The organism is Pantoea ananatis PA13 (assembly GCF_000233595.1).
In the GTDB taxonomy this organism is placed as follows: Bacteria; Pseudomonadota; Gammaproteobacteria; order Enterobacterales; family Enterobacteriaceae; genus Pantoea; species Pantoea ananatis.
Map to the genome: position 1 here is coordinate 354,613 of NC_017554.1, position 24,266 is coordinate 378,878.

The following is a 24,266-nucleotide window of genomic DNA, read 5'->3' on the forward strand; positions in this document are numbered from 1 at the left end:
ACGCTTCCCTGCAGCCTTTGCTCGGGGAAGCAGGCCAAAGCGATGCGCCCTGTGGGGCAATGCTTTCGCCTTGCTAACCCTCTCCTGCTGGCAGGAGAGGGGTTTTCTGGTTTCTGAGTAGGTCCTCATTATGTCCGAGCAGTTTCTCTATTTCATTCAGCAGATGTTCAACGGGGTCACCCTCGGGAGCACCTACGCGCTGATCGCCATTGGCTACACCATGGTTTACGGCATTATCGGCATGATCAACTTCGCCCACGGCGAGGTCTATATGATCGGCAGCTATGTCTCTTTTATGGTGATTGCTGCCCTGATGATGATGGGCATTGATACCTCATGGCTCATGATCGCCGCCGGCTTTGTGATGGCAGTGATTATTTCCAGCGCCTATGGCTGGAGCATTGAGCGCGTGGCTTACCGGCCGGTTCGCTCTTCCAAGCGCCTGATTGCGCTGATCTCCGCCATCGGAATGTCCATCTTCCTGCAAAACTACGTCAGCCTCACCCAGGGCTCGCGCGATCTTGCGTTGCCGAGCTTAATTACCGGCCAGTGGACGCTGGGAGAAAGCAATGGTTTCGCGGCCACGCTGTCGACGATGCAGCTGGTGATCTGGGTGGTGACGTTCCTGACCATGCTGGCGCTGACCCTGTTTATTCGCTATTCCCGCATGGGCCGCGCCTGCCGAGCCTGTGCTGAAGACCTGAAAATGGCCAGCCTGCTGGGCATTAATACGGATCGCGTCATTTCGCTGACCTTCGTGATTGGTGCCGCGATGGCGGCGGTGGCCGGCGTGCTGTTAGGCCAGTTTTATGGCTCCATCAACCCCTTTATCGGCTTCATGGCGGGCATGAAAGCCTTTACCGCAGCGGTGCTGGGCGGCATTGGCAGTATTCCCGGCGCGATGATTGGCGGTCTGGTGCTGGGCATTGCTGAAGCCCTGACCTCGGCTTATCTCTCCACGGAATATAAAGATGTGGTGTCGTTTGCCTTACTGATCGTGGTGCTGCTGGTGATGCCGACCGGCATTCTGGGCCGTCCGGAGGTAGAGAAAGTATGAAACGCCTTGGTCTGGTCAATGCGCTGATCTCTACGGTCATGTTGCTGGTTCTGGCTGCGTTCTTTATGGGAATGCGACTCGATCTGAATGGTACGAAGCTACAGGTGGTCAATGCCGGTAGCGTGCGCTGGAACTGGATATTTATCGGTTGTGCGGTGGTGTTTCTGTTCCAGCTGCTGCGTCCGCTGCTTCAGGGCAAGCTGAAGCGCAGCAGTGGCGGTCTGGTGCTGCCTGGGTTTGATGGTTCCACGCCGAAGCAAAAACTTGTCATGGCGTTAATGATCGCTGCTGCCGTTATCTGGCCTTTTCTGGTCTCGCGCGGCAGCGTTGATATTGCGACGCTGACGCTCATCTACATCATGCTGGGCCTGGGGCTGAACGTGGTGGTTGGGCTATCGGGGCTGCTGGTTCTGGGCTATGGCGGCTTCTATGCCATCGGTGCCTATACCTTTGCTTTGCTCAATCATTACTATGGTTTCGGTTTCTGGCAGAGCCTGCCGCTGGCCGGATTAGTGGCCGCGGCCTTTGGCCTGCTGCTGGGGTTCCCGGTATTGCGGCTGCGCGGCGATTATCTGGCTATCGTGACGCTGGGCTTCGGCGAAATCGTCCGTATTCTGCTGCTTAACAATACCGCGATTACAGGGGGACCGAACGGCATTGCCCAGATTCCTAAACCCACTTTCTTCGGCCTGGAGTTCGGCCGCCGCGTCAGTGAAGGGGGATGGGGCACGTTTCACGAGGTCTTTGGCATGAAGTACGATCCCAGCGACAGGGTGATTTTCCTGTATCTGGTGGCGTTACTGTTAGTGGTGTTGACGCTGTTTGTGATTAACCGTCTGCTGCGTATGCCGCTTGGACGGGCCTGGGAAGCACTGCGTGAAGATGAGATTGCCTGTCGCTCGCTGGGCTTAAGCCCGACCCGTATCAAGCTGACTGCCTTTACTATCAGTGCGGCTTTTGCGGGGTTTGCCGGTACGCTGTTTGCCGCCCGCCAGGGATTTGTCAGTCCCGAATCCTTTACCTTCGTTGAATCCGCGTTTGTGCTGGCCATCGTGGTTCTGGGCGGAATGGGATCGCAGTTTGCGGTGATTCTGGCCGCCATTCTGCTGGTGGTGTCGCGTGAACTGATGCGCGACCTCAATGAGTACAGCATGCTGGTCCTCGGTGGGTTGATGGTGCTGATGATGATCTGGCGGCCGCAGGGTTTATTGCCGATGAAGCGTCCACACCTGAAACTCAGGCAGGGTAAACAAGGAGAGCAGGCATGAGTCAGCCTTTATTAGCCGTTGAAGGCCTGATGATGCGCTTCGGCGGTTTGTTAGCCGTAAACAACGTCAAACTGGAACTGCGTCCACAGGAAATCGTGTCGCTTATCGGTCCGAACGGAGCAGGCAAAACCACCGTGTTCAACTGTCTGACAGGTTTCTACAAGCCAACAGGCGGCAGCATTACCTTGCGTGACAAGAATCTGGCCGGTTTATCCGGGCAGAAGATCGCGCGCATGGGGATTGTCCGTACCTTTCAGCATGTGCGCCTGTTCCGCGAAATGACGGTGATAGAAAACCTGCTGGTCGCGCAGCACCAACATCTGAAAAGCGGGGTCTTTTCCGGCCTGATTAAAACGCCCGCCTTTCGCCGCAGTGAAGGCGAGGCGCTGGATCGTGCCGCCACCTGGCTCGAACGCGTCGGGTTGCTGGACATGGCCAACCGCCAGGCCGGTAATCTGGCCTACGGTCAGCAGCGCCGCCTGGAGATCGCCCGCTGCATGGTGACGCGTCCGGAGATTTTAATGCTGGATGAACCGGCCGCCGGGCTTAACCCCAAAGAAACGCACGAGCTTGATGAATTGATTGCCGAGTTACGTGGCGAACATAAGGTTTCCGTTTTATTGATTGAGCACGACATGAAACTGGTCATGGGCATTTCCGATCGTATCTATGTGGTTAATCAGGGAACGCCGCTGGCTAACGGCACGCCGGAAGAGATTCGTAACAATCCGGACGTGATCCGTGCCTATTTAGGAGAGGCGTAATATGGCCATGTTAACCATTGATAACGTCAGTGCGCATTACGGCAAAATTCAGGCCCTGCATGGCGTAAGCCTGCATATCGATCAGGGTGAGATCGTCACGCTGATTGGTGCCAACGGTGCCGGTAAAACCACGCTGCTGGGTACGCTGTGCGGCGAACCGCGCGCCACCAGCGGCACCATTACTTTTGATGGCAAAGCCATTACCGACTGGCAAACGGCGCGCATTATGCGTGAAGCCATTGCCATCGTGCCTGAAGGCCGTCGCGTATTTTCACGTATGACCGTGGAAGAGAATCTGGCGATGGGCGGTTTTTTTGCCAGTCGTCAGCAGTATCTGCAGCGCATCGAACGTGTTTACCAGCTGTTCCCGCGTCTGGCTGAGCGTAAAATTCAGCGGGCAGGCACGATGTCCGGTGGCGAACAGCAGATGCTGGCTATCGGTCGGGCACTGATGAGCCAGCCGCGCCTGTTGTTACTCGATGAGCCTTCTCTGGGCCTGGCGCCGATTATTATTCAGCAAATATTCGATACGATTGAGCAGTTACGCAGCGAAGGCATGACGATTTTCCTGGTCGAGCAAAACGCGAACCAGGCACTGAAACTGGCCGACAGGGGCTACGTACTGGAAAACGGTCACGTGGTGCTGGAGGACAGCGGTGAGGCATTGCTTTCTAACGAGGCCGTGCGCAGCGCGTATCTGGGCGCCTAGCTTTCTGGCCTGACGTTCCTGCCAGGCCAGGATCCGGCAGCGCCCCTCCTCGTAAAGGTGTGGGCGCTGTTTCTCAGCGCTGCCTTAGCTGCATTCTTCTGCACTCGCTTGTCGTCATCATGCATTAATCCCGCTTATCCCTGTCATCTTCTGACATTCTGTCGTCATTTTTCCGTCATCTGACTGTTATTTTTCCGTCATTTCCGCGTGTCATGTTACTTCGCGAGCAAAAAATGCGTGATAACGCGCGTACCTACCTGAACAGGAAAATTCTATGTCCGTTGTTACTTTTCGTCGTAGCCTGATGAGCGCACTGCTCGGTCTGGCGATCAGTGGTAATGCACTGGCCGTAACTGAGATCCCTTTCTGGCACTCAATGGAAGGCGAGTTAGGCAAAGAAGTTGACTCACTGGCACAACGTTTTAACCAGGAGCACCCCGACTACAAGATCGTCCCGGTGTATAAAGGGAACTACGAACAGAGTCTGGCGGCAGGTATCGCTGCGGTCCGCACAGGAAAAGCCCCTGCGCTGTTACAGGTTTATGAAGTAGGTACGGCAACCATGATGGCCTCCAAAGCCATCGTGCCGGTGTACCAGGTGTTTAAAGATGCTGGCATCCCAATGGATGAGAAGCAGTTTGTGCCTGCGGTCGCCGGTTACTACAGCAACGCACAAGGCCAGCTGATCTCTCAACCCTTCAACAGCTCTACGCCCGTGCTGTACTACAACAAAGACGCGTTTAAAAAAGCGGGCCTGAATCCGGACCAGCCGCCAAAAACCTGGCAGGAACTGGCAAAGGATGCCGACGCGCTGCGTAAGTCAGGCATGAGCTGCGGCTATGCCAGCGGCTGGCAGGGATGGATCCAGATTGAAAACTTCAGTGCCTGGAACGGTCTGCCGGTGGCGACCAAGAACAATGGTTTCGACGGCACTGATGCCGTGCTGGAGTTCAACAAGCCGGCACAGGTTCGTCATATCCAGCTACTGGAAGATATGAACAAGAAAGGTGACTTCACCTATTTTGGTCGTAAAGATGAATCGACCGCCAAGTTCTACAACGGGGATTGTGGTATGACGACGGCCTCATCCGGCTCGCTGGCCGACATCCGTCATTATGCCAAATTCAACTACGGCGTAGGCATGATGCCTTACGATGCGGATATCCCGAATGCGCCACAGAACGCGATTATCGGCGGTGCCAGCCTGTGGGTGATGAAGGGCAAAGATGCTAACACCTACAAAGGTGCAGCGGAATTCATGAAATTCCTCACCGAGCCAAAAATTGCGGCGGAATGGCATCAGAAAACCGGCTACCTGCCGATTACCACTGCGGCATATGAGCTGACGAAGAAAGAAGGCTTCTACGATAAAAATCCAGGCGCGGATATCGCTATTCGCCAGATGATGAACAAGCCACCATTGCCTTACACCAAAGGCATGCGTCTGGGGAATATGCCTCAGATCCGTACCATTCTGGATGAAGAGCTGGAAGGCGTCTGGACCGGCAAGCAGTCACCGCAGGCGGCACTGGATAACGCAGTGAAACGCGGTAACGAACTGCTGCGCCGTTTCGAGCAACAGAACAAGTAATCCGGTGTGCAGGCCAGCTCCGGCTGGCCTTTTTTCCCCAAAGTCAGAGAACGTTATGTCTCCATCTCGCCCGGTGTTTCGCAATCGCCTGTTACCCTATTTGCTGGTGCTCCCGCAGCTCCTGATCACCGCTATTTTCTTTGTCTGGCCAGCGGGTGAAGCGCTGTGGTATTCCCTGCAAAACCTGGATCCCTTCGGTATCTCCAGCACCTTTGTCGGGTTGGATAACTTCAAACGGCTGTTTTCCGATAGCCTCTATCTGGATACCTTCTGGACCACGATCAAGTTCAGCGGGATGGTGGCGTTTTTTGGCATGGTATCGTCTTTGCTCCTGGCGGCACTGGTGGACTATGTCGTGCGGCTGCGCAAGCTGTATCAGATGCTGCTGCTGCTGCCCTACGCCGTGGCGCCGGTTATTGCCGCGGTATTATGGATGTTTCTGTTCAGCCCCGGCCTGGGTTTACTCAGCTATCTGCTTAACCACATGGGCTATAACTGGAACTTTGCCCAAAACAGCGGTCAGGCTATGTTTCTGGTGGTGCTGGCCTCGGTGTGGCAACAGATGAGCTACAACTTCCTGTTCTTTTTTGCGGCATTACAGTCGATACCGAAATCGCTGGTCGAAGCCGCCGCCATTGATGGCGCGGGGCCGGTGCGCCGTTTCTTCTCGATTTCGCTCCCGTTGATCACGCCGGTAAGCTTCTTTCTGCTGGTGGTCAATCTGATCTATGCCTTCTTCGATACCTTCCCGGTGATTGATGCCGCGACAGGCGGTGGTCCGGTTCAGGCAACGACCACGCTTATCTATAAAATTTACCGGGAAGGCTTCACTGGCCTCGATCTCTCCTCTTCAGCCGCGCAGTCCGTGGTGTTAATGCTGCTGGTGATTGGCCTGACGGTCATTCAGTTCCGTTTTGTTGAGCGTAAGGTGCAATACCAATGATTGAAAACCGTCGCGGGCTGGACATATTCAGCCATGTGGTGCTGGTGTTGGGCATCCTGACCATTCTGTTTCCGCTCTATGTCGCCTTTGTGGCGGCTACGCTGGATAACGACGCCGTGTATAACGTCCCGATGACGCTGATTCCCGGCACGCACCTGTGGGAAAACATTTCGAACATCTGGACGCGCGGGGTTAACGGCAACGGTCCGGCCTTTAGCGTGATGCTGATGAACAGCGTCATCATGGCGCTGGGTATTACGATTGGCAAAATCCTGGTGTCGATTCTGTCGGCCTTTGCGCTGGTGTGGTTTCGCTTTCCACTGCGTTCGCTGTTCTTTTGGATGATCTTTATTACCCTGATGCTGCCGGTTGAGGTGCGCATTTTCCCGACGGTGCAGGTTATCGCCGATCTTAATCTGCTGGACAGCTACAGCGGGCTGACCCTGCCCCTGATGGCCTCAGCTACCGCCACTTTTCTGTTTCGGCAGTTCTTTATGTCGCTACCGGATGAGTTAATCGAAGCGGCGCGCATTGACGGGGCCAGCGCGATGCGTTTTTTCTGGGACATCGTGCTGCCGCTGTCAAAAACTAACCTGGCGGCGCTGTTCGTGATCACCTTTATCTATGGCTGGAACCAGTATCTCTGGCCGCTGTTAATCATTGATAACGCCAACCTGGGCACTGCCGTGGCCGGCATTAAAAGCATGATCTCCACCAGCGGTTCGCCGACCCAGTGGAACGAAGTGATGGCGGCAATGTTGTTAACCCTGATTCCACCGGTGGTGGTGGTATTTGTTATGCAGCGCGCCTTTGTGCGTGGTCTGGTTGAGAGCGAGAAATAAAGATGGCAGGCGTAACCCTTCAGGCGGTGACCAAGTCTTACGACGGTAAAAATCAGATCATTCAACCACTCAACGTCACGATCAACGACGGCGAGTTTATGGTGATGGTGGGCCCTTCGGGCTGTGGCAAATCGACGCTGTTGCGTATGGTCGCCGGACTGGAGCGGGTGACCTCTGGCGATATCTATATTGCCGATAAACGTGTCACTCACGAAGAGCCAAAAGACCGCGGCATTGCCATGGTGTTCCAAAACTATGCGCTCTATCCTCATATGTCCGTCGAAGAGAACATGGCTTACGGCCTGAAAATCCGCGGCATGAGTAAAGAACATGTTCGTCAACGTGTGCTGGAAGCCGCACGGAGCCTGGAGCTGGATCACCTGCTGACGCGCCGTCCGCGTGAGTTATCGGGTGGGCAGCGCCAGCGCGTGGCCATGGGCCGCGCTATCGTGCGTGAGCCTGCCGTGTTTCTGTTTGATGAGCCCCTCTCTAATCTGGATGCCCGCCTGCGTGTCCAGATGCGCCTGGAGCTTCAGCAGCTGCACCGTCGTCTGCAAACCACCAGCCTGTACGTGACGCACGATCAGGTCGAGGCGATGACGCTGGCACAGCGCGTCATGGTCATGAACAAAGGCATACTGGAGCAGATCGGCACGCCGGTAGAGGTCTATGAACGGCCCGCTAGCCAGTTTGTCGCGTCTTTTATGGGCTCACCGGCCATGAATCTGATCCATGGCAATATCAGCCAGGAGGGGACGCGCTTTACGATTGATGCCTCCCACGGGATAGCCATTGGCGAGGGAAAAGCGAAGTGGGCCAACCGTCCCGTCGTCCTTGGCGTACGACCAGAACATATTCAGATCAGCAGCCAGGCGCAGGGCGGAATTCCGTTCCGGGTGGAAACCCTGGAAATGCTCGGGGCGGATAATCTGGCGCATGGCCGCATCGGTGAGGCACGTTTAGTGGTACGCTTGCCCCACAGCGAGCGCCCTGAAGCAGGCAGTACCTTATGGCTGCATCTGCCCGTGGGGTCGCTACATTTCTTCGATTCAACGCACGGGAAACGTCTGGAATGAGCAAAAAACAGTGGCCTTATCCGCCCATCGTCGCCCATCGGGGCGGAGGAAAGCTGGCACCGGAAAATACACTTGCGGCAATTGATACGGGCGCCAGATATGGTCACCTGATGATTGAATTCGACGCCAAACTGTCGGCCGATGCGCATATTTTCCTGCTGCATGACGATACGTTAGATCGTACCAGCAACGGCTGGGGCGTAGCGGGTGAACTGCCCTGGGACAAGCTGTCGCAGCTGGATGCGGGCGGCTGGTTTAGCGATGTGTTTCAGGGGGAAAAGCTGGCCCGGCTGGATGAGGTCGCCGAGCGCTGTCGCCAGCATGGCATGATGGCCAATATCGAAATTAAACCTACAACAGGAACGGATGCAGAAACCGGGCGCGCCATTGCCCAGGCAGCCGCCGCGCTGTGGCAGGGACAAACGCTGCCATTGCTGTCATCATTTTCCTTTAAGGCGCTGGAAGCCGCGATGCAGGCTGAACCTCAGCTACCGCGTGGGCTGTTATCCCATAGCTGGGACACCGCGTGGAAAGCGAAAACCCGCGCGCTCGACTGCACCTCCATTCATCTCAATCATAAGGTGTTAACCGAGGCGCGGGTGGCAGAACTGAAAGAGGCCGATCTGCATATTCTGGTTTATACCGTAAACAGCCCTGACCGGGCCAGAACGCTGTTGAAATGGGGCGTTGATGCCATCTGTACGGACAGCATCGACATCATCGGCCCCGATTTCCGCTAATACTGACTCTGTTGATTCTGCTGCTGGCCCGGCTGCGATTTAATCACTCGCTGCTGGGCACTGTCTCGTTGTTCCTGCAGTTTACGCTGTAAATCCTGATTCTGACGCTGCTGATCCTGTTGCAGTTTGTTCTGTTGTTGCTGCGACTGGTTGAGCATCTGCGTTTGCATGCGCTGCTGGCTAGGGTTATAGCCGGGTTGATTAGGATTGTTGGTGTTATTCAGCATGTTCGCCATGCCGCTTAACGGCAGCAGGGCGGCAAAAACCATAAGCCACTTTTTCATTTTTATCCTCCAGTAAACGACCGGGTGCTGTGTGTGCGTGCCCAAATCGGGTCACGAGGTCGTTATCGTCATTCTATGCACGGGTTCAGATTCCTGCTCCAGGAGTGCACTGAATTTGCGTTAATTCTTGATATTCGACTGTGTTTGTAGTCAGTTACATAAAGAATAAAGAAATGTAAATAAAAGTGGAGAGTGGAAACAACATGATGATGCAAGGCAAACTGCGCCAGCTGGGCTGGTCATTATTGATGAGTTTTACTGTTGTGACCGGGGCGGGTGCCGCGCCGGTTCAGGCACCGCCCGTCTCTTATGGTATCGACAGCGATACGTTTCATCCGGTTAAGGCGCATAACGGTATGGTGGCCTCAGTGGATGCGCTGGCAACCCAGGTCGGCGTTGATATCCTGCGCCAGGGCGGTAACGCCGTGGATGCCGCCGTTGCGGTGGGCTTTGCGCTGGCGGTCACGCATCCGCAGGCGGGCAACCTGGGCGGTGGGGGCTTTATGCTGCTGCGCACGGCATCAGGACAGACCACGGCCATCGATTTCCGTGAAATGGCCCCGGCGGCGGCTTCACGCGATATGTTCCTGGATAAGCAGGGAAATGCCGATAGCAAGCTTTCCCTCACTTCGCACCTGGCCTCAGGTACGCCCGGCACCGTGGCGGGTTTTGCTTTAGCCGTCAATAAATATGGCACGCTGCCGCTCAGCAAGCTGCTGGCGCCTGCTATTAAACTGGCGCGTGACGGTTTTGTCGTCAACGATGCGCTGGCGGATGACCTGAAAACCTACGGTAAGGAAGTGCTGATCACGCATCCCAATAGCAAAGCCATTTTCTATAAGCCCGATGGCACGCCGTGGCAGAAGGGCGACCGTCTGGTGCAAAAAAATCTGGCCCACAGCTTACAGCTGATTGCGCAGCAAGGCCCGGATGCCTTCTATAAAGGGAAAATTGCCGATCAAATCGCTGCCGAAATGGCCCAGCATGGCGGGTTAATTAATAAAGCCGATTTAGCAGCCTATCATGCGGTTGAACGTAAGCCCGTCAGCGGCACCTATCGTGGTTATGAGGTGTTTTCCATGCCACCGCCTTCATCGGGCGGCATTCATATCGTGCAGATCCTGAATATCCTGGAAAATTTTGATTTGGGCAAAATGGGCTTCGGCAGCGCGGACGCGATGCAGGTCATGGCGGAAGCGGAGAAGTATGCTTACGCGGACCGTTCCGAATATCTGGGCGATCCGGATTTCGTCAAGGTGCCCTGGCAGGCGCTGACCAGCAAAGCCTATGCGAAGTCACTGGCGCAGCAGATTGATATTGCCAAAGCCCGCCCGTCCAGCGAGATCAAGCCGGGTAAACTGGCCCCTTACGAAAGTAATCAAACTACTCACTTCTCCGTGGTGGACAAAAGTGGCAATGCGGTCGCTGTCACCTACACGCTTAACACCTACTTCGGCAGCGGTATCGTCGCCGGTAACAGCGGCATTCTGATGAATAACCAGATGGATGATTTCTCTGCCAAGCCGGGCACGCCGAATGTTTACGGGTTAGTCGGCGGCGAAGCCAATGCCGTGCAGGCCGGGAAGCGTCCGCTGTCTTCGATGTCACCGACTATCGTGGTGAAAGACGGGAAAACATGGCTGGTAACGGGTAGCCCGGGCGGCAGCCGCATTATCACCACGGTATTGCAGATGGTGGTGAACAGTATTGATTACGGGATGAACGTGGCAGAGGCGACCAACGCGCCGCGCTTCCATCATCAATGGCTGCCCGATCAGCTGCGTGTTGAAAAGGGATTCAGTCCGGATACCTTGCGGTTACTGGAGGCCAAAGGCCAGCATGTGAAAGTGTTGCCGTCGATGGGCAGTACCCAAAGTATTATGATTGGGCCTGACGGTACGCTGTATGGCGCGTCCGATCCGCGCACCGTAGATGACCTGAGCGCAGGTTACTGATGAAAACGGGCAGCCCTTTGGCTGCCCGTAATCTTATGTTTTCAGCCTCGCCATATAATGTGTATCGATCAAGGCACCCTCACGCATGGCGAAGCCTTGCGCGGTGCCTTCAATTCGGAAGCCGAACTTGTGATACAGCGCTATCGCGTTGTCATTGTCGGCAAACACCGTGAGTTCAATGCGCGTAACCTGTAGCCAGTTGTCGCAGAGATCGATCATCGCGGCCATCAGGGCGCTGCCAATCCCGCGACGATGAAACGCCGGATCGACGCCCATCCCCAGGCTGGCACAATGCCGTCGCCGTGCGGCCGTCATTCCCTCAAGCGTAAGTTGCCCAACGACCTGCTCACCGAGACAGGCAACGAGCATATAAACGCCCGCGCGCGGGTTGGCGAGTTTCTGCTCCCACAGCGAGGGGGAAGGATAAGGCAGGTGCAGGGTAGCCGCCTGCGTTTCGGGCTGGCTGTAAAGACGCGTTAATGCGGATGCGTCAGAAGGGATAGCATGACGAATGGTTACCGTGTTCATAGCGCTTATCCTTGTTGGCAGGGTGATAACCCTTTCAACTTCAAGGTATTTACGCATGACGTCAATAAAAGAATGTGCAAAAAGACTTTACAGATGAGAATGATAATGATTATTATTGTCATGCTTTCTCGCGTGTCATCGACACGGTAGAACGCACGACATTGCTCACATTGCTTCCAGTATTATTTAGCCAGCCGGGTGCTGGCTTTTTTTTGCTACCTCTTCCCGCCAGGCCTCCTTCAGCCCCTTTCAACAACCCGTGATTTAATGTTCATAATTTTTGAACAGAGAGGTGAAGTTTTTCAGCTATCAATCTTTTACGCCGGATACCACACTATAAAAAACAGTGAGGAGATTTGAACATGATCTATTTACGTAAAGCTGAAGAACGCGGTCACGCGAATCACGGTTGGCTGGACAGCTGGCATACCTTTTCCTTTGCCAACTATTACGATGCCAATTTTATGGGCTTTTCGGCGTTACGCGTCATTAACGAAGACGTGATCGATCCGGGTCAGGGCTTTGGTACGCATCCCCATAAAGACATGGAAATTCTGACCTATGTGCTGTCAGGTACCGTTGAACATCAGGACAGCATGGGGAATAAAGAACAGATACCGGCAGGCGAATTCCAGATTATGAGTGCCGGTACGGGCGTGCGTCATTCAGAATATAACGCCAGCCAAACCGAACCCCTGCACCTCTACCAAATCTGGATTATTCCAGAAAGCACAGGGATAGAGCCGCGCTACGCTCAGCGCCGTTTTCCCGACGTACAGGGACGCCAGTATATTCTGACGCCTGATGCCCGTGACGGATCGCTCAAAGTCTGGCAGGACATGACGTTGTCGCGCTGGGTATTTGCGGCGGGCGACAGCGACAGCGTGGTACCCGACGCGGGCCGCCGTATCTGGATCCAGGTGGTGAAGGGCCAGGTCAAGGTAAACGGTCAGCCAGCGACAAACAGCGATGCTTTTGCCATCTGGGACGAAAGCAGCCTGGTGCTCGAAGCAGACAGCGCCGCGGAAGTCCTGCTGTTTGATCTGCCGCCGGTATAAGCCTGTTGGGGCGGGCATATCTCGCCCCACTGGCAATCTGGCTGCAAAAAAGTGATAGACTCGTCGTAACTTGCTTTCAGGGCTATCCAGGCGCTTACGATGAAGAAGAAAAGACCGGTTTTACAGGACGTTGCCGATCGTATCGGTATCACCAAAATGACTGTCAGTCGTTATCTGCGTAATCCCGAGCAGGTGTCCGTTGCGCTGGGGAAAAAGATTGCCGTGGCGCTGGACGAACTGGGATACATACCGAATCGTGCCCCGGATATGCTGTCGAATGCGACCAGCCGCGCCATTGGCGTGTTGCTGCCTTCCCTGACCAATCAGGTTTTTGCCGACGTACTGCGTGGCATTGAAGCCGTCACCGATGAGGCCGGTTATCAGACGCTGGTGGCGCACTTTGGCTATAACCCGGAAAAAGAAGAGCGTCAGCTACGGTCGTTGCTGGGCTGGAACATCGACGGCGTTATCCTGACGGAACGCACCCACACGCCCGGCACGTTGCGCATGCTGGAAGTGGCGGGGATTCCGGTCATTGAAATGATGGACAGCGTTACCCCTTGTCTTGATATGGCGGTCGGCTTTGACAATGTCGAGGCGGCCCGGCAGATGACGCTGGCAATCATCAATAAAGGTCATCGTCATACCGTTTATCTGGGCGCGCGTCTGGATGAGCGAACGCTGCAAAAACAGCGCGGTTATGAAGCCGCCATGCGCGAGGCCGGATTAACGCCGCGCAGCGTGATGATGGAAGAAGCCTCCTCGTTTAGCGCAGGCGGCGATCTGCTGCGTGAAGCGCAGCGCCGTTATCCTCAGACAGACAGCCTGTTCTGTACCAATGACGATCTGGCGGTCGGCGCGATGTTTGAGTGTCAACGACAGGGACTCAAGGTGCCCTCCCAAATGGCGATTGCCGGTTTCCACGGCCATGATATTAGCCAGGTTGTCACGCCGCAGCTGGCAACGGTACTCACCCCGCGCGACCGAATGGGACGTGAGTCTGCTGCATTATTACTGGCGCGTATCGCCGGGGAACACAGCGTTACACCACCGCTGGATATCGGTTTTGAGATTCTGGAAGGTGGCAGTATCTGATTAACGCGATTTTATGAAGCAGCTCACACTTTAACGCTTTGGGATGTAAAAAGGTTGCCAGCATGTAATGCCACCAGGACAATGTGCTCCACCATTGTTATCGGTAACATGGCAGACTGACTGAACTTGCCGGAGTAAAAAATGACCACGCAATCTTCGCCACATCACGTTTTTATTCTGATGGGTGTTTCAGGCAGCGGTAAATCCGTTGTCGCTAACCAGGTTTCTCACCAGTTGAACACCGCGTTTCTCGACGGTGATTTTCTTCATCCGCGCGCCAATATCCTGAAAATGGCAGAAGGCCATCCACTGGATGATAACGATCGTCTGCCCTGGTTACAGGCTCTGAACGACGCGGCTTTCGCGATGCAACGCACTCAGGCCATTTCCATCATCGTCTGTTCAGCCCTGAAAAAGCATTACCGCGATATTCTTCGTCAGGGTAATGACAACCTGCGTTTTGTGTATCTGAAAGGGGATTTCGATACCATCGAAGCCCGTCTGAAGGCGCGTAAAGGCCACTTCTTCAAGCCGCAAATGCTGGTGACGCAGTTTGCCACCCTGGAAGAGCCGGGCAGTGATGAAAAAGATGTGCTGGTCGTGGATATCGCGAACCCGCTGGATGAGGTTGTGGCGGCGACGGTTGCGACCATCAAGGACGCCATTAATCAAGGCTAGGCCATGAATACCGCAACACTTATTTTAACCGCAGCAGGCTCTGTCCTGCTGCTGCTCTTTCTGGTGATGAAAGCCCGCATGCATGCCTTTCTTGCCTTGATGCTGGTCTCAGTCGGGGCCGGGCTGTTATCCGGTATGCCACTGGATAACATCGCCGAAACCATGCAGAAAGGCATGGGCGGCACGCTGGGCTTTCTGGCAATTGTGGTGGCGCTGGGCGCGATGTTCGGCAAGATCCTGCATGAAACCGGTGCCGTTGACCAAATTGCGATTCGCATGCTCAAGACCTTTGGCGAAAACCGCGCCCACTTTGCCATGGGAATCGCCGGGCTAATCTGTGCCTTACCGCTCTTCTTTGAAGTTGCCGTGGTACTGCTTATCAGCATTGCCTTCGCCGTCGCCCGACGCACGGGGGATAATCTGGTGAAGCTGGTGATACCGCTGTTTGCCGGTGTGGCTGCCGCCGCGGCCTTTCTGCTGCCGGGGCCTGCGCCCATGTTGCTGGCGTCTCAGATGCATGCGGATTTTGGCTGGATGATTTTAATCGGCCTGTGCGCTGCGCTGCCGGGCATGCTGATTGCCGGGCCGCTGTTTGGTAATTTTATCGCCAGACGCGTTTCGTTCAGCGCGCCTCCTGAAGATCATCAGCCGGATATTGATGAAAACAAGCTGCCCTCTTTTGGTTTTAGCCTGGCGTTAATCCTGTTTCCTCTCGTGCTGGTCGGGTTAAAAACCATTGGCGCACGCTTCACCACGGAAGGCACCGCGCTTTATCAATGGCTGGAATTTATCGGCCATCCTTTTATCGCCATTCTGCTGGCCTGCCTGGTGGCTATTTACGGCCTGGCTTATCGTCAGGGCATGGAAAAAGAGAAAGTGATGCAGATCTGCGGCAGCGCACTGCAGCCAGCGGGCATTATTTTGCTGGTGATTGGTGCGGGCGGCGTCTTTAAACAGGTACTGGTCGATTCCGGCGTAGGGCCTGTGCTGGGAAATGCCCTGACCGGTGCCGGGCTGCCCGTTGCGCTGGCCTGTTTTATTCTGTCTGGGGCGGTCCGGGTGATTCAGGGATCGGCCACGGTCGCCTGTTTGACGACAGTGGGATTGATCATGCCTGTGATTGAGCCACTGCATTATAACGGCGCGCAGCTGGCGGCCTTGTCCATCTGTATCGGTGGCGGTTCCATTATTATCAGCCATGTTAACGATGCAGGTTTCTGGTTGTTTGGGCGATTTACCGGCGCCACGGAAGGGGAAACCTTAAAGACGTGGACATTGATGGAGACCATTTTGGGCACCGTCGGTGCCGTAGTCGGCATGATCGCCTTTACGCTGCTTTCCTGATGCGTTGTAACCGGGCAGGGCTGCCCGGTTACAATTGACCATGGTTACAACTTCAGATACACGCGAATCCCGTCTAAGAACATCTGCGTTGCCAGCATAATCAGTATCAATCCCATCAGACGTTCCAGCGCATTAACGCCCTTATCGCCCAGCAGCCGAAGAAACAGGCCTGACAACAGCAGAATCATGACCGTTACGCCCCAGGCAATGAGCAGGGCACCCACCAGATGCGACATTTGATTGGGATACTGATGCGACAGCAGCATCAGGGTCGCCAGCAATGACGGCCCGGCCACCAGGGGAATCGCCAGCGGCACCAGAAAAGGCTCTTCTCCCGCCGGTAAGCCCGTGCTACTGCTTTCAGGTGACGGGAAAATCATTTTGATGGCGATTAAAAACAGGATGACCCCACCAGATATGGACACGGTTTCAGTACGCAGGTTGAGAAAGGCCAGAATTCGCTCGCCGGTAAACAAAAACAGCAACATGATGATGAGCGCAATCAGCATTTCACGAATAAGCACGACTCGCCGACGTTTCGGTTCCAGATGCTTTAAAACCGACATAAAAATCGGCAAATTGCCTAAGGGATCCATTATTAACAACAATAATATTGTTGCCGAGATCATTTCAGTCATTCGTTTTACGTCTTCTCGTTATAGATAAAGTCAGGTTATTAGCGGTGTTGCTGAAAAAGTTGGCCTGATTACATTAATTCACTTGCCAGAAAAGCTGCATTTTGTAGAGTAAATCATCACAGGCAGATCTGATTATTACGCAGAGTGGCGTGAGAGTACCACGACACTTTTCCCTTCGATAAGAAAGTCAGGTGTTTATCATCCTGAAACGGACATGACATGAAGAATGTAGGTTTAGTTGGTTGGCGCGGTATGGTTGGCTCAGTGCTGATGTCCCGCATGAGCGAAGAGCGGGATTTTGATGTGATCAATCCGGTCTTCTTCTCCACCTCGCAGCACGGTGAAGCGGCCCCGACGTTTGCAGGCAAGCAGCAGGGTACGTTGCAGGATGCCTTTGATATCGAGGCGTTGAACGCGCTGGATATCATTATCACCTGTCAGGGCGGTGACTACACCTCTGAGATCTATCCAAAACTGCGCGCCAGCGGCTGGAATGGCTACTGGATCGATGCGGCGTCAACGCTGCGTATGAAAGACGATGCCATTATTATTCTCGATCCGGTTAACCATCAGGTTATTCGTCAGGGCATCGACAGCGGCGTAAAAACCTTTGTTGGCGGTAACTGCACCGTCAGCCTGATGTTAATGTCGCTAGGCGGTCTGTTTGCACAGGATTTGGTGGAATGGGCCTCAGTGGCAACCTATCAGGCTGCATCCGGCGGCGGCGCGCGTCATATGCGCGAACTGCTGACGCAGATGGGCATGTTGCACGATCACGTGGCGACTTCTCTGCAAAACCCGGCTTCGGCGATTCTGGATATTGAGCGAAGCGTAACGGATTTCACCCGCTCTGGTACGCTGCCAACGGATAACTTTGGCGTGCCGTTGGCGGGCAGCCTGATTCCGTGGATCGACAAGCAACTCGAAAACGGTCAGAGCCGCGAAGAGTGGAAAGGTCAGGCCGAAACGAACAAAATTCTGGCGACCCCGCGCGTCATTCCGGTTGACGGGCTGTGCGTCCGCGTGGGCGCGCTGCGCTGCCACAGCCAGGCCTTTACGCTGAAGCTTAAAAAAGACCTGCCGCTGGCGGAAATTGAGCAACTGCTGGCTTCCCACAATGAATGGGTGAAAGTGGTGCCTAACGATCGTGAACTCACCCTGCGTGAACTCACCCCAGCCGCCGTGACCGGTACGCTGAATACACCGGTAGGACGTCTCCGCAAGTTGAATATGGGGCCAGAATATCTTTCTGCCTTTACTGTCGGCGATCAGCTCCTTTGGGGCGCTGCCGAGCCGCTGCGTCGCATGTTGCGTTTGCTCATCGACTAAATCTGAAAGCATCAAAAGACCGGACTTGTCCGGTCTTATTCCCACAATTCACTGCAAATTGTTCTACTGTTACGATCGCTAAGTGATCCGCTTCCCCTTTTTGCCTGTCCAGAAATAAATTTTTGCTTATCTGCTCTTATAACCGCTGTCATCAAGCTATGATTTAACAAGGGTGCGCCGCGAGTTAACTGTTTTACTTTATTAACTAAATGGTTGTTGTAGATGGGAAAGACATTTTTTCGAGGAACGTACTGGCACTGTTTTTCACCGATGTCCATCCAACCGATGAGGCGGATAAATCATATCTGACTGGCAGCGCTTAACCCGCGATGCTGGCGGCTTCGCTCTGCGCTAAAACCCGGCGGCGCCTGAGATACGCGGTGCAGCAGCGGGGCGGTAAAACGTCCTCCTCCCGGCCGGTCTTTCCGAAAAAAAGAACGGCTTAAGCGGAATGGCGGGCTCTTAGCGAAAAGTGGCCGGTTTTTATTAAATAAGATGAAACGCGAATCTGTTATACATTAATATAATTTAATTTTTTGCGGGGCGGTTCGCAAAAATAAAAGGCGGGTGTTCTCTCTTAAAAACGTTCTTACATCAGATGATGTAGGTGATGACTGCCTTTTTTAGCCAGGGCCGGCTTGCACGTGAAAGTAAAAGTTATTTAATGTCTGGAGGCTTGCCGGATGGGCATCTGGCGGTACTACGGGCTTTGCATTGAGCAGACAGGCTTGATGCTAACTGGTTGTGATTTAAGGAGGCGCGTGGTGAGGAGCGTTTCGTTTTGACACCCACGCCGCTGTACTCATGGCTCAATGAAGAGCAGCGCAACAGACCTGCGATAACACGACGTCGTGGTCTTTTCGCCTGCCAACTATCACAGGAAGAAAGTCATGTCAGAGCTACCCGATCGCCAGGCGATCAATGCCCTTTTTGCGGGTAATTATTCCGACCCCTTTTCACTGCTGGGGATGCATAAAACCGAAAATGGTCTTGAAGTGCGTGCGCTGCTTCCGGAAGCCCTGGAAGTCTGGGTCATTGAAACCTCAACAGGACGCAAACTGGTCCAACTGAAGTGTGATGATTCTCGTGGTTTTTTCAGTGGCGTCGTTCCTCGTCGTAAAAATCCGTTTCGCTATCAACTGGCGGTTAACTGGCACGGCCAGCAGAACCTCATTGATGATGCCTACCGCTTTGGCCCTTTGTTGCAAGAGATGGACTTGTGGCTGCTGGCAGAAGGCACGCACCTGCGGCCCTATGAAACGCTGGGCGCCCACGGCGACGTCATTGATGGTGTGATTGGTACGCGTTTTTGTGTCTGGGCACCTAACGCACGCCGCGTATCGGTTGTCGGTGATTTCAACTTTTGGGACGGCCGTCGTCATCCGATGCGTCTGCGTCAGGAAATGGGCGTCTGGGAGCTGTTTGTTCCTGGCGCTGTTAACGGGCAACTCTATAAATTTGAAATCATCGATGCCCATGGACAGCTCCGTATCAAGGCCGATCCTTTAGCGTTTGAAGCACAAATGCGTCCGCAAACCGCATCAATGATTTGCGGCCTGCCCGAAAAAGTGGAGATGTCGGCCTCACGCAAGGCGGCAAATGAGTTTGATAAACCCATCTCTATCTACGAAGTGCATCTGGGATCGTGGCGTCGCCATACTGATGACAACTTCTGGCTCAGTTACAAAGAGCTGGCTGAGCAGCTGGTGCCTTACGTTAAAGAGATGGGGTTTACCCATATCGAGCTGCTGCCCATTAACGAACATCCGTTTGACGGCAGTTGGGGTTATCAGCCGCTCGGTATGTATGCGCCCACCCGCCGTTTCGGTACCCGTGATGATTTCCGCTACTTTATCGACAGCGCCCATGCGGCAGGGCTGAATGTGTTACTGGACTGGGTGCCAGGCCATTTCCCGAGCGATGATTTTGGTCTGGCAAAGTTTGATGGCACCGAACTGTATGAGCACAGCGATCCGCGTGAAGGTTACCATCAGGACTGGAATACGCTGATTTACAACTTTGGCCGTCGGGAAGTCAGTAACTTCCTGGCAGGCAATGCACTGTACTGGATGGAGCGCTTCGGTATTGATGGCCTGCGTGTCGATGCGGTGGCTTCAATGATCTATCGTGATTACAGCCGCGCCGAAGGCGAGTGGATCCCCAATCAATACGGTGGTCGCGAAAATCTCGAAGCCATTAATTTCCTGCGCTATACCAACCGTACTTTGGGACATGTCGCCCCAGGTTCAGTGACGATGGCTGAAGAGTCCACAGACTATCCTGGTGTTTCACGACCGCCTGAAGGTGGCGGCCTGGGGTTCTGGTACAAATGGAACCTGGGCTGGATGCATGACACGCTGGACTATATGAAACTCGACCCGGTACATCGCCGCTACCATCATAATCTGATGAGCTTTGGCATCATGTACAACTACAGCGAAAACTTCGTCCTGCCGCTGTCGCACGATGAAGTGGTGCACGGAAAACGCTCTATTCTTGATCGCATGCCGGGAGATGCCTGGCAAAAATTCGCTAACCTGCGTGCCTACTACGGCTGGATGTGGGCGTTTCCGGGTAAGAAGCTGTTATTCATGGGCAACGAATTTGCGCAGGGCAAAGAGTGGAATCACGATGTCAGCCTTGACTGGCACCTGCTTGAAGGTGAGGACAACTGGCATCACGGCGTTCAGCGTCTGGTGCGCGATCTGAACCATACCTATCAGCATTACACCTCCCTGCATCAGCTTGATTTCGATCCAGCGGGGTTTGAGTGGCTGGTTGTTGATGATGCAGAGCATTCCGTCTTTGCGTTTGTACGTCGCGACCGTGATGGCAATGAAGTGATTGTTGTCAGCAACTTTACCCCTGTCCCGCGTCCGGGCTATCGCTTCGGCGTGAACCAGGCGGGCAGCTGGCGCGAAGTGCTTAATACCGACCAGCATGAATACCACGGCAGCGACGTGCGCAATCATCTGGTGCACACCGATCAGCAGGAAAGTCATGGCCGCCCGCAATCGCTGAGCCTGAATTTACCGCCACTGGCGACGGTATGGTTCGTGCGGGAGGGGGAATGATATTACGTGCCGGACATCCCCAACCGCTGGGTGCCAGCTACGATGGGAAAGGGGTCAATTTTACGCTGTTTTCCCATCACGCTGAGCGTGTTGAACTGTGCCTGTTCGATGAGAACGGCCTTGAGCAGCGCGTTGAACTCACTGAGCGAAGCGGCGATATCTGGCACGGCTATCTGCCCGGACTCAAGCCCGGACAGCGTTATGGCTATCGGGTACACGGGCCGTGGGCGCCCCAGCAGGGGCACTTTTTTAATCCTGCCAAACTGTTAATCGATCCCTGCGCCAGAGCAGTGCAGGGCGATGTCCCCGACGATCCGCGCTTTCACTGCGGGTATGGCGAGCCTGATGGTCGTGATAACGCCGCCCTCGCTCCCAAGAGCATTGTCGTGACGGACGATTTCGACTGGCAAGGGGATGTAGCGCCGCGCACGTCGTGGGGAGATAGCATCATTTACGAAGCGCATGTCCGCGGTCTGACGCAGCTGCATCCCGGCATTCCCGAACCCCTGCGTGGCACCTATGCTGCTCTGGGCCATCCGGTGATGGTGGATTACCTGCTGAAAATGGGCATCACCGCCATTGAGCTCCTGCCCATTGCGCAGTTCGCCAGCGAGCCTCGCCTGCTGCGCCTGGGACTGACTAACTACTGGGGTTATAACCCCTTTGCCCTCTGGGCTGTCGATCCCCGCTATGCATCGGGTCAGGATGGCCTGTCTCCTCTGCAAGAGTTTCAGCAGGCGGTAAAGCGTCTGCACGCTGCCGGGATTGAGGTGCTGCTGGATGTGGTGTTTAACCATACGGCGGAACTGGATGACACCGGACCGACGCTTTCCTTTCGCGGCATTGATAACGCCAGCTATTACTGGCTGGACGAACAGGGCGATTATCACAATTGGACCGGCTGCGGCAATACCCTGAACCTCAGCCATCCGCAGGTAATGAACTGGACGCTGGAGGCGCTGCGCTACTGGGTGCGCGTCTGTCACGTCGATGGTTTCCGCTTTGATCTTGCGCCGGTGCTGGGTCGCGAACCGGATTATCACCGCGATGCGGCTCTGTTTGAGGCCATTCGCGCCTGTCCGATACTGTCAAAAGTCAAACTGATCGCCGAGCCCTGGGATATCGGTCCATGCGGTTATCAGGTAGGCAATTTTCCTGCGCCCTTTGCAGAATGGAACGATCAATTTCGCGATACGACCCGGCGCGCATGGCTGCATGGTGACGTCAGCCTGGGGGAATTTGCCTGCCGGTTTGCCGCGTCAAGCGACCTTTTTCAGCATGACGATCGCAGGCCACACGCGACCATCAATCTGATTACCGCTCACGATGGTTTTACCCTGCGCGACCTCGTGAGTTTCAACAATAAACATAACGAAGTTAACGGTGAAGAAAACCGTGACGGGCACGGTAACAACTATAGCCACAATCATGGTACAGAAGGTCTGGAGAGCAGTGCGGAGGTGGCGCAGCGTCGACGCCGCAGCATGCAAGGGCTGCTGACCACGCTGCTGCTTTCTCAGGGAACGCCCATGCTGCTGGCGGGAGACGAACGGGGTCAAAGTCAGCAGGGCAATAACAATGCGTATTGCCAGGACAATCCTCTGAGCTGGCTCAACTGGCACGATGACGAAAAAGCGCTGGTCGATTTTACGGCGTCGCTAATTCAACTGCGCAAGCGAATTCCTGCACTCACAGCAGATCGCTGGTGGCAGAACGATGACGGCAATGTCCAGTGGCTGGACGCCCAGGGTAATCCCGTAGATGAAGCTGGCTGGAAGCAGGGCATGTGTAGCCTGCAGATTCTGCTTTCAGACCGCTGGTTAATAACAATAAATGCGACAGATTCGATATGTGATATCGCCTTACCAGACGGAGAATGGCACGTCCTTCCTCCTTTCACCGGGGAATGTCACCCCATCCGGTTAACTGTCTGGCATGGTCCCGCACACGCTGTGTGTGTGTTCCAAAAGCAATGATAAGGAGTCAGACATGGTCAAATTAGAAAGAGCAGAACATCTCATGCTGGCGCGCCAGCTCCCTACACAAACCGTTGCCCTTGTACTGGCTGGTGGACGCGGTACGCGTCTGGTCGATCTTACCGCTAAGCGTGCCAAGCCCGCCGTTCACTTTGGTGGCAAATTCCGCATTATCGACTTTGCACTTTCCAACTGTGTGAACTCAGGGATTCGCCGCATTGGGGTCATTACGCAATACCAGTCTCATACGTTAACTCAACATATTCAGCGTGGTTGGTCTATCTTCAACGAAGAGATGAATGAATTTGTTGACCTGCTACCTGCGCAGCAGCGCTTCTCGACGGAGCAATGGTATCGCGGAACAGCGGATGCAGTAACACAGAACCTTGACGTTATCCGACGCTATGGCGCGCAGTACGTCGTCATCCTGGCCGGTGATCATATCTATAAGATGGATTACTCAAGGATGTTGCTGGACCACGTGCTGAACGATGCGCGATGCACCATCGCCTGTCTGCCCGTGCCGGTGCATGAGGCGACCGCATTTGGTGTGATGGCCGTCGACGAAAACAATAAAGTAATCGATTTCGTAGAGAAGCCGCCGAAGCCACCGACAATGCCGGGCGATGACACCAAATCGCTGGCCAGTATGGGAATTTATGTCTTCGACGCCGAATACCTCTATGGCTTGCTGGAAGCCGACCTGCATGAAGCAGGTTCAAGCCACGATTTCGGCAAAGATATTCTGCCAAAAGTGGTCGCGAGTGGAGAGGGCTACGCCCATTCGTTTGCGATCTCTTGTGTGCAAAACGATCACGAGGCACCGCCCTACTGGCGGGATGTGGGTACGCTGGAAGCCTACTGGCGCGCCAACCTTGATTTAGCCTCTGTTACACCCGAGCTGGACATGTACGACAGCACCTGGCCGATTCGGACGCACATGGAACCTTTGCCACCGGCAAAGTTTGTTCAGGACCGTTCCGGCAGCCATGGTATGACGATGAACTCACTGGTCTCCGGTGGCTGCATTATCTCGGGATCGGTGGTGGTGAATTCGGTCATGTTTTCCCGCGTGCGGGTGAACTCATTTTGCAATATCGATTCAACGGTACTGCTACCTGATGTGGTAGTCGGCCGATCCTGTCGTCTGCGCCGCTGCGTCATTGACCGCGCCTGTGTGCTGCCAGAAGGGATGGTGATTGGTGAAAACCCTGATGAAGACAGCCGCCGGTTTTTCCGTTCAGAAGAAGGCATTGTACTGGTTACGCGCGCCATGCTGGCCAAACTAAATAGCGCGGGATCATAAACGACAAGCGG

At 54.6% G+C, this 24,266-nt stretch carries 21 protein-coding genes; 18 read left to right on the forward strand and 3 right to left on the reverse strand.

The features are described from left to right. Positions 1 to 130: 130 nt before the first annotated feature. The 9 genes from livH to ugpQ all read left to right on the forward strand — a co-directional run bounded on the left by livH (position 131) and on the right by ugpQ (position 8,990). The gene (livH, locus tag PAGR_RS01635; protein WP_014594805.1) at positions 131 to 1,057 is read left to right on the forward strand and encodes a high-affinity branched-chain amino acid ABC transporter permease LivH; all 927 of its coding nucleotides are present in this window, start codon (positions 131 to 133) and stop codon (positions 1,055 to 1,057) included. Beyond that, positions 1,054 to 2,325: a high-affinity branched-chain amino acid ABC transporter permease LivM gene (locus tag PAGR_RS01640; protein ID WP_013027555.1), complete on the forward strand. Its 1,272-nt coding sequence runs from the start codon at positions 1,054 to 1,056 to the stop codon at positions 2,323 to 2,325. Before livH ends, PAGR_RS01640 begins: the two co-directional genes overlap by 4 nt. Next, complete coding sequence (gene livG, locus PAGR_RS01645) at positions 2,322 to 3,089, forward strand: high-affinity branched-chain amino acid ABC transporter ATP-binding protein LivG (RefSeq protein WP_013027554.1); 768 nt, start codon at positions 2,322 to 2,324, stop codon at positions 3,087 to 3,089. The genes PAGR_RS01640 and livG overlap by 4 nt, the downstream gene beginning before the upstream one ends. Position 3,090: 1 nt before the next feature. Continuing rightward, positions 3,091 to 3,798, forward strand: a complete 708-nt coding sequence (gene livF, locus PAGR_RS01650; protein ID WP_013027553.1) for a high-affinity branched-chain amino acid ABC transporter ATP-binding protein LivF — start codon at positions 3,091 to 3,093, stop codon at positions 3,796 to 3,798. 274 nt (positions 3,799 to 4,072) lie between these two features. Then, positions 4,073 to 5,389: a sn-glycerol-3-phosphate ABC transporter substrate-binding protein UgpB gene (gene ugpB / locus PAGR_RS01655; protein WP_013027552.1), complete on the forward strand. Its 1,317-nt coding sequence runs from the start codon at positions 4,073 to 4,075 to the stop codon at positions 5,387 to 5,389. A gap of 55 nt (positions 5,390 to 5,444) precedes the next feature. Then, positions 5,445 to 6,332 (forward strand): sn-glycerol-3-phosphate ABC transporter permease UgpA, encoded by an 888-nt coding sequence (gene ugpA, locus PAGR_RS01660; protein WP_014594803.1) that lies wholly within the window; start codon positions 5,445 to 5,447, stop codon positions 6,330 to 6,332. Continuing rightward, complete coding sequence (gene ugpE, locus PAGR_RS01665) at positions 6,329 to 7,174, forward strand: sn-glycerol-3-phosphate ABC transporter permease UgpE (protein WP_013027550.1); 846 nt, start codon at positions 6,329 to 6,331, stop codon at positions 7,172 to 7,174. The genes ugpA and ugpE overlap by 4 nt, the downstream gene beginning before the upstream one ends. Positions 7,175 to 7,176: 2 nt before the next feature. After that, the gene (locus PAGR_RS01670) at positions 7,177 to 8,250 is read left to right on the forward strand and encodes a sn-glycerol-3-phosphate import ATP-binding protein UgpC (protein ID WP_013027549.1); all 1,074 of its coding nucleotides are present in this window, start codon (positions 7,177 to 7,179) and stop codon (positions 8,248 to 8,250) included. After that, complete coding sequence (ugpQ, locus tag PAGR_RS01675; protein ID WP_014604832.1) at positions 8,247 to 8,990, forward strand: glycerophosphodiester phosphodiesterase; 744 nt, start codon at positions 8,247 to 8,249, stop codon at positions 8,988 to 8,990. Before PAGR_RS01670 ends, ugpQ begins: the two co-directional genes overlap by 4 nt. On the opposite strand, the gene PAGR_RS01680 is transcribed toward ugpQ, so the two are convergent. Continuing rightward, positions 8,987 to 9,274 carry a DUF2756 domain-containing protein gene (locus PAGR_RS01680; protein WP_014604833.1) on the reverse strand — a complete coding sequence of 96 codons (288 nt, stop codon included), beginning with the start codon at positions 9,272 to 9,274 and terminating at the stop codon, positions 8,987 to 8,989. The two genes, ugpQ and PAGR_RS01680, sit on opposite strands and share 4 nt — an antisense overlap. A 203-nt stretch (positions 9,275 to 9,477) precedes the next feature. Between PAGR_RS01680 and ggt the strand changes: the two genes are divergently transcribed. Next, positions 9,478 to 11,229 (forward strand): gamma-glutamyltransferase, encoded by a 1,752-nt coding sequence (ggt, locus tag PAGR_RS01685; protein ID WP_014604834.1) that lies wholly within the window; start codon positions 9,478 to 9,480, stop codon positions 11,227 to 11,229. 33 nt (positions 11,230 to 11,262) lie between these two features. On the opposite strand, the gene PAGR_RS01690 is transcribed toward ggt, so the two are convergent. Then, positions 11,263 to 11,757 (reverse strand): GNAT family N-acetyltransferase, encoded by a 495-nt coding sequence (locus tag PAGR_RS01690; protein ID WP_014604835.1) that lies wholly within the window; start codon positions 11,755 to 11,757, stop codon positions 11,263 to 11,265. A gap of 362 nt (positions 11,758 to 12,119) precedes the next feature. On the opposite strand from PAGR_RS01690, the gene PAGR_RS01695 reads away from it, so the two are divergent. From PAGR_RS01695 to gntU, 4 genes are all read left to right on the forward strand, one after another. Continuing rightward, the gene (locus PAGR_RS01695) at positions 12,120 to 12,815 is read left to right on the forward strand and encodes a pirin family protein (RefSeq protein WP_014594800.1); all 696 of its coding nucleotides are present in this window, start codon (positions 12,120 to 12,122) and stop codon (positions 12,813 to 12,815) included. Positions 12,816 to 12,914: 99 nt separating this feature from the next. Next, positions 12,915 to 13,910 (forward strand): gluconate operon transcriptional repressor GntR, encoded by a 996-nt coding sequence (gntR, locus tag PAGR_RS01700; RefSeq protein WP_013027543.1) that lies wholly within the window; start codon positions 12,915 to 12,917, stop codon positions 13,908 to 13,910. 141 nt (positions 13,911 to 14,051) lie between these two features. After that, complete coding sequence (gene gntK, locus PAGR_RS01705) at positions 14,052 to 14,588, forward strand: gluconokinase (protein ID WP_014604836.1); 537 nt, start codon at positions 14,052 to 14,054, stop codon at positions 14,586 to 14,588. 3 nt (positions 14,589 to 14,591) lie between these two features. Next, on the forward strand, positions 14,592 to 15,932 hold the full coding sequence (gntU, locus tag PAGR_RS01710; protein ID WP_013027541.1) for a gluconate transporter: 1,341 nt from the start codon (positions 14,592 to 14,594) through the stop codon (positions 15,930 to 15,932). A 44-nt stretch (positions 15,933 to 15,976) separates the two neighbouring features. Here gntU and PAGR_RS01715 read toward each other — a convergent pair whose 3' ends face one another. Next, a complete protein-coding gene (locus PAGR_RS01715) occupies positions 15,977 to 16,570 on the reverse strand; it encodes a YhgN family NAAT transporter (RefSeq protein WP_006121032.1) in 594 nt (197 codons plus the stop codon). 219 nt (positions 16,571 to 16,789) lie between these two features. Here PAGR_RS01715 and asd point away from each other — a divergent pair, with 219 nt between their 5' ends. The 4 genes from asd (at position 16,790) to glgC (ending at position 24,255) form a co-directional block, all read left to right on the forward strand. Next, entirely contained in the window at positions 16,790 to 17,899 is a 1,110-nt protein-coding gene (gene asd, locus PAGR_RS01720) for an aspartate-semialdehyde dehydrogenase (RefSeq protein ID WP_013027540.1), read from the forward strand. 890 nt (positions 17,900 to 18,789) lie between these two features. After that, the gene (gene glgB / locus PAGR_RS01725) at positions 18,790 to 20,973 is read left to right on the forward strand and encodes a 1,4-alpha-glucan branching enzyme (protein WP_014604837.1); all 2,184 of its coding nucleotides are present in this window, start codon (positions 18,790 to 18,792) and stop codon (positions 20,971 to 20,973) included. Continuing rightward, entirely contained in the window at positions 20,970 to 22,949 is a 1,980-nt protein-coding gene (glgX, locus tag PAGR_RS01730) for a glycogen debranching protein GlgX (protein WP_237711074.1), read from the forward strand. Before glgB ends, glgX begins: the two co-directional genes overlap by 4 nt. Positions 22,950 to 22,962: 13 nt before the next feature. Beyond that, entirely contained in the window at positions 22,963 to 24,255 is a 1,293-nt protein-coding gene (gene glgC / locus PAGR_RS01735) for a glucose-1-phosphate adenylyltransferase (RefSeq protein ID WP_014604839.1), read from the forward strand. Positions 24,256 to 24,266: the final 11 nt, after the last annotated feature.

What these genes read in the sequence shown, in the direction of transcription:
- ugpA (WP_014594803.1), top strand. Translation starts at nt 5,445, where the DNA reads ATGTCTCCATCTCGCCCGGTGTTTCGCAATCGCCTGTTACCCTATTTG.
- asd (WP_013027540.1), top strand. Translation starts at nt 16,790, where the DNA reads ATGAAGAATGTAGGTTTAGTTGGTTGGCGCGGTATGGTTGGCTCAGTG.
- gntK (WP_014604836.1), top strand. Translation starts at nt 14,052, where the DNA reads ATGACCACGCAATCTTCGCCACATCACGTTTTTATTCTGATGGGTGTT.
- livG (WP_013027554.1), top strand. Translation starts at nt 2,322, where the DNA reads ATGAGTCAGCCTTTATTAGCCGTTGAAGGCCTGATGATGCGCTTCGGC.
- gntR (WP_013027543.1), top strand. Translation starts at nt 12,915, where the DNA reads ATGAAGAAGAAAAGACCGGTTTTACAGGACGTTGCCGATCGTATCGGT.
- PAGR_RS01680 (WP_014604833.1), bottom strand. Translation starts at nt 9,274, where the DNA reads ATGAAAAAGTGGCTTATGGTTTTTGCCGCCCTGCTGCCGTTAAGCGGC.
- PAGR_RS01670 (WP_013027549.1), top strand. Translation starts at nt 7,177, where the DNA reads ATGGCAGGCGTAACCCTTCAGGCGGTGACCAAGTCTTACGACGGTAAA.
- livF (WP_013027553.1), top strand. Translation starts at nt 3,091, where the DNA reads ATGGCCATGTTAACCATTGATAACGTCAGTGCGCATTACGGCAAAATT.
- PAGR_RS01715 (WP_006121032.1), bottom strand. Translation starts at nt 16,570, where the DNA reads ATGACTGAAATGATCTCGGCAACAATATTATTGTTGTTAATAATGGAT.
- ggt (WP_014604834.1), top strand. Translation starts at nt 9,478, where the DNA reads ATGATGATGCAAGGCAAACTGCGCCAGCTGGGCTGGTCATTATTGATG.
- glgC (WP_014604839.1), top strand. Translation starts at nt 22,963, where the DNA reads ATGGTCAAATTAGAAAGAGCAGAACATCTCATGCTGGCGCGCCAGCTC.
- ugpQ (WP_014604832.1), top strand. Translation starts at nt 8,247, where the DNA reads ATGAGCAAAAAACAGTGGCCTTATCCGCCCATCGTCGCCCATCGGGGC.
- livH (WP_014594805.1), top strand. Translation starts at nt 131, where the DNA reads ATGTCCGAGCAGTTTCTCTATTTCATTCAGCAGATGTTCAACGGGGTC.
- ugpB (WP_013027552.1), top strand. Translation starts at nt 4,073, where the DNA reads ATGTCCGTTGTTACTTTTCGTCGTAGCCTGATGAGCGCACTGCTCGGT.
- PAGR_RS01695 (WP_014594800.1), top strand. Translation starts at nt 12,120, where the DNA reads ATGATCTATTTACGTAAAGCTGAAGAACGCGGTCACGCGAATCACGGT.
- glgX (WP_237711074.1), top strand. Translation starts at nt 20,970, where the DNA reads ATGATATTACGTGCCGGACATCCCCAACCGCTGGGTGCCAGCTACGAT.
- glgB (WP_014604837.1), top strand. Translation starts at nt 18,790, where the DNA reads ATGTCAGAGCTACCCGATCGCCAGGCGATCAATGCCCTTTTTGCGGGT.
- PAGR_RS01640 (WP_013027555.1), top strand. Translation starts at nt 1,054, where the DNA reads ATGAAACGCCTTGGTCTGGTCAATGCGCTGATCTCTACGGTCATGTTG.
- gntU (WP_013027541.1), top strand. Translation starts at nt 14,592, where the DNA reads ATGAATACCGCAACACTTATTTTAACCGCAGCAGGCTCTGTCCTGCTG.
- PAGR_RS01690 (WP_014604835.1), bottom strand. Translation starts at nt 11,757, where the DNA reads ATGAACACGGTAACCATTCGTCATGCTATCCCTTCTGACGCATCCGCA.
- ugpE (WP_013027550.1), top strand. Translation starts at nt 6,329, where the DNA reads ATGATTGAAAACCGTCGCGGGCTGGACATATTCAGCCATGTGGTGCTG.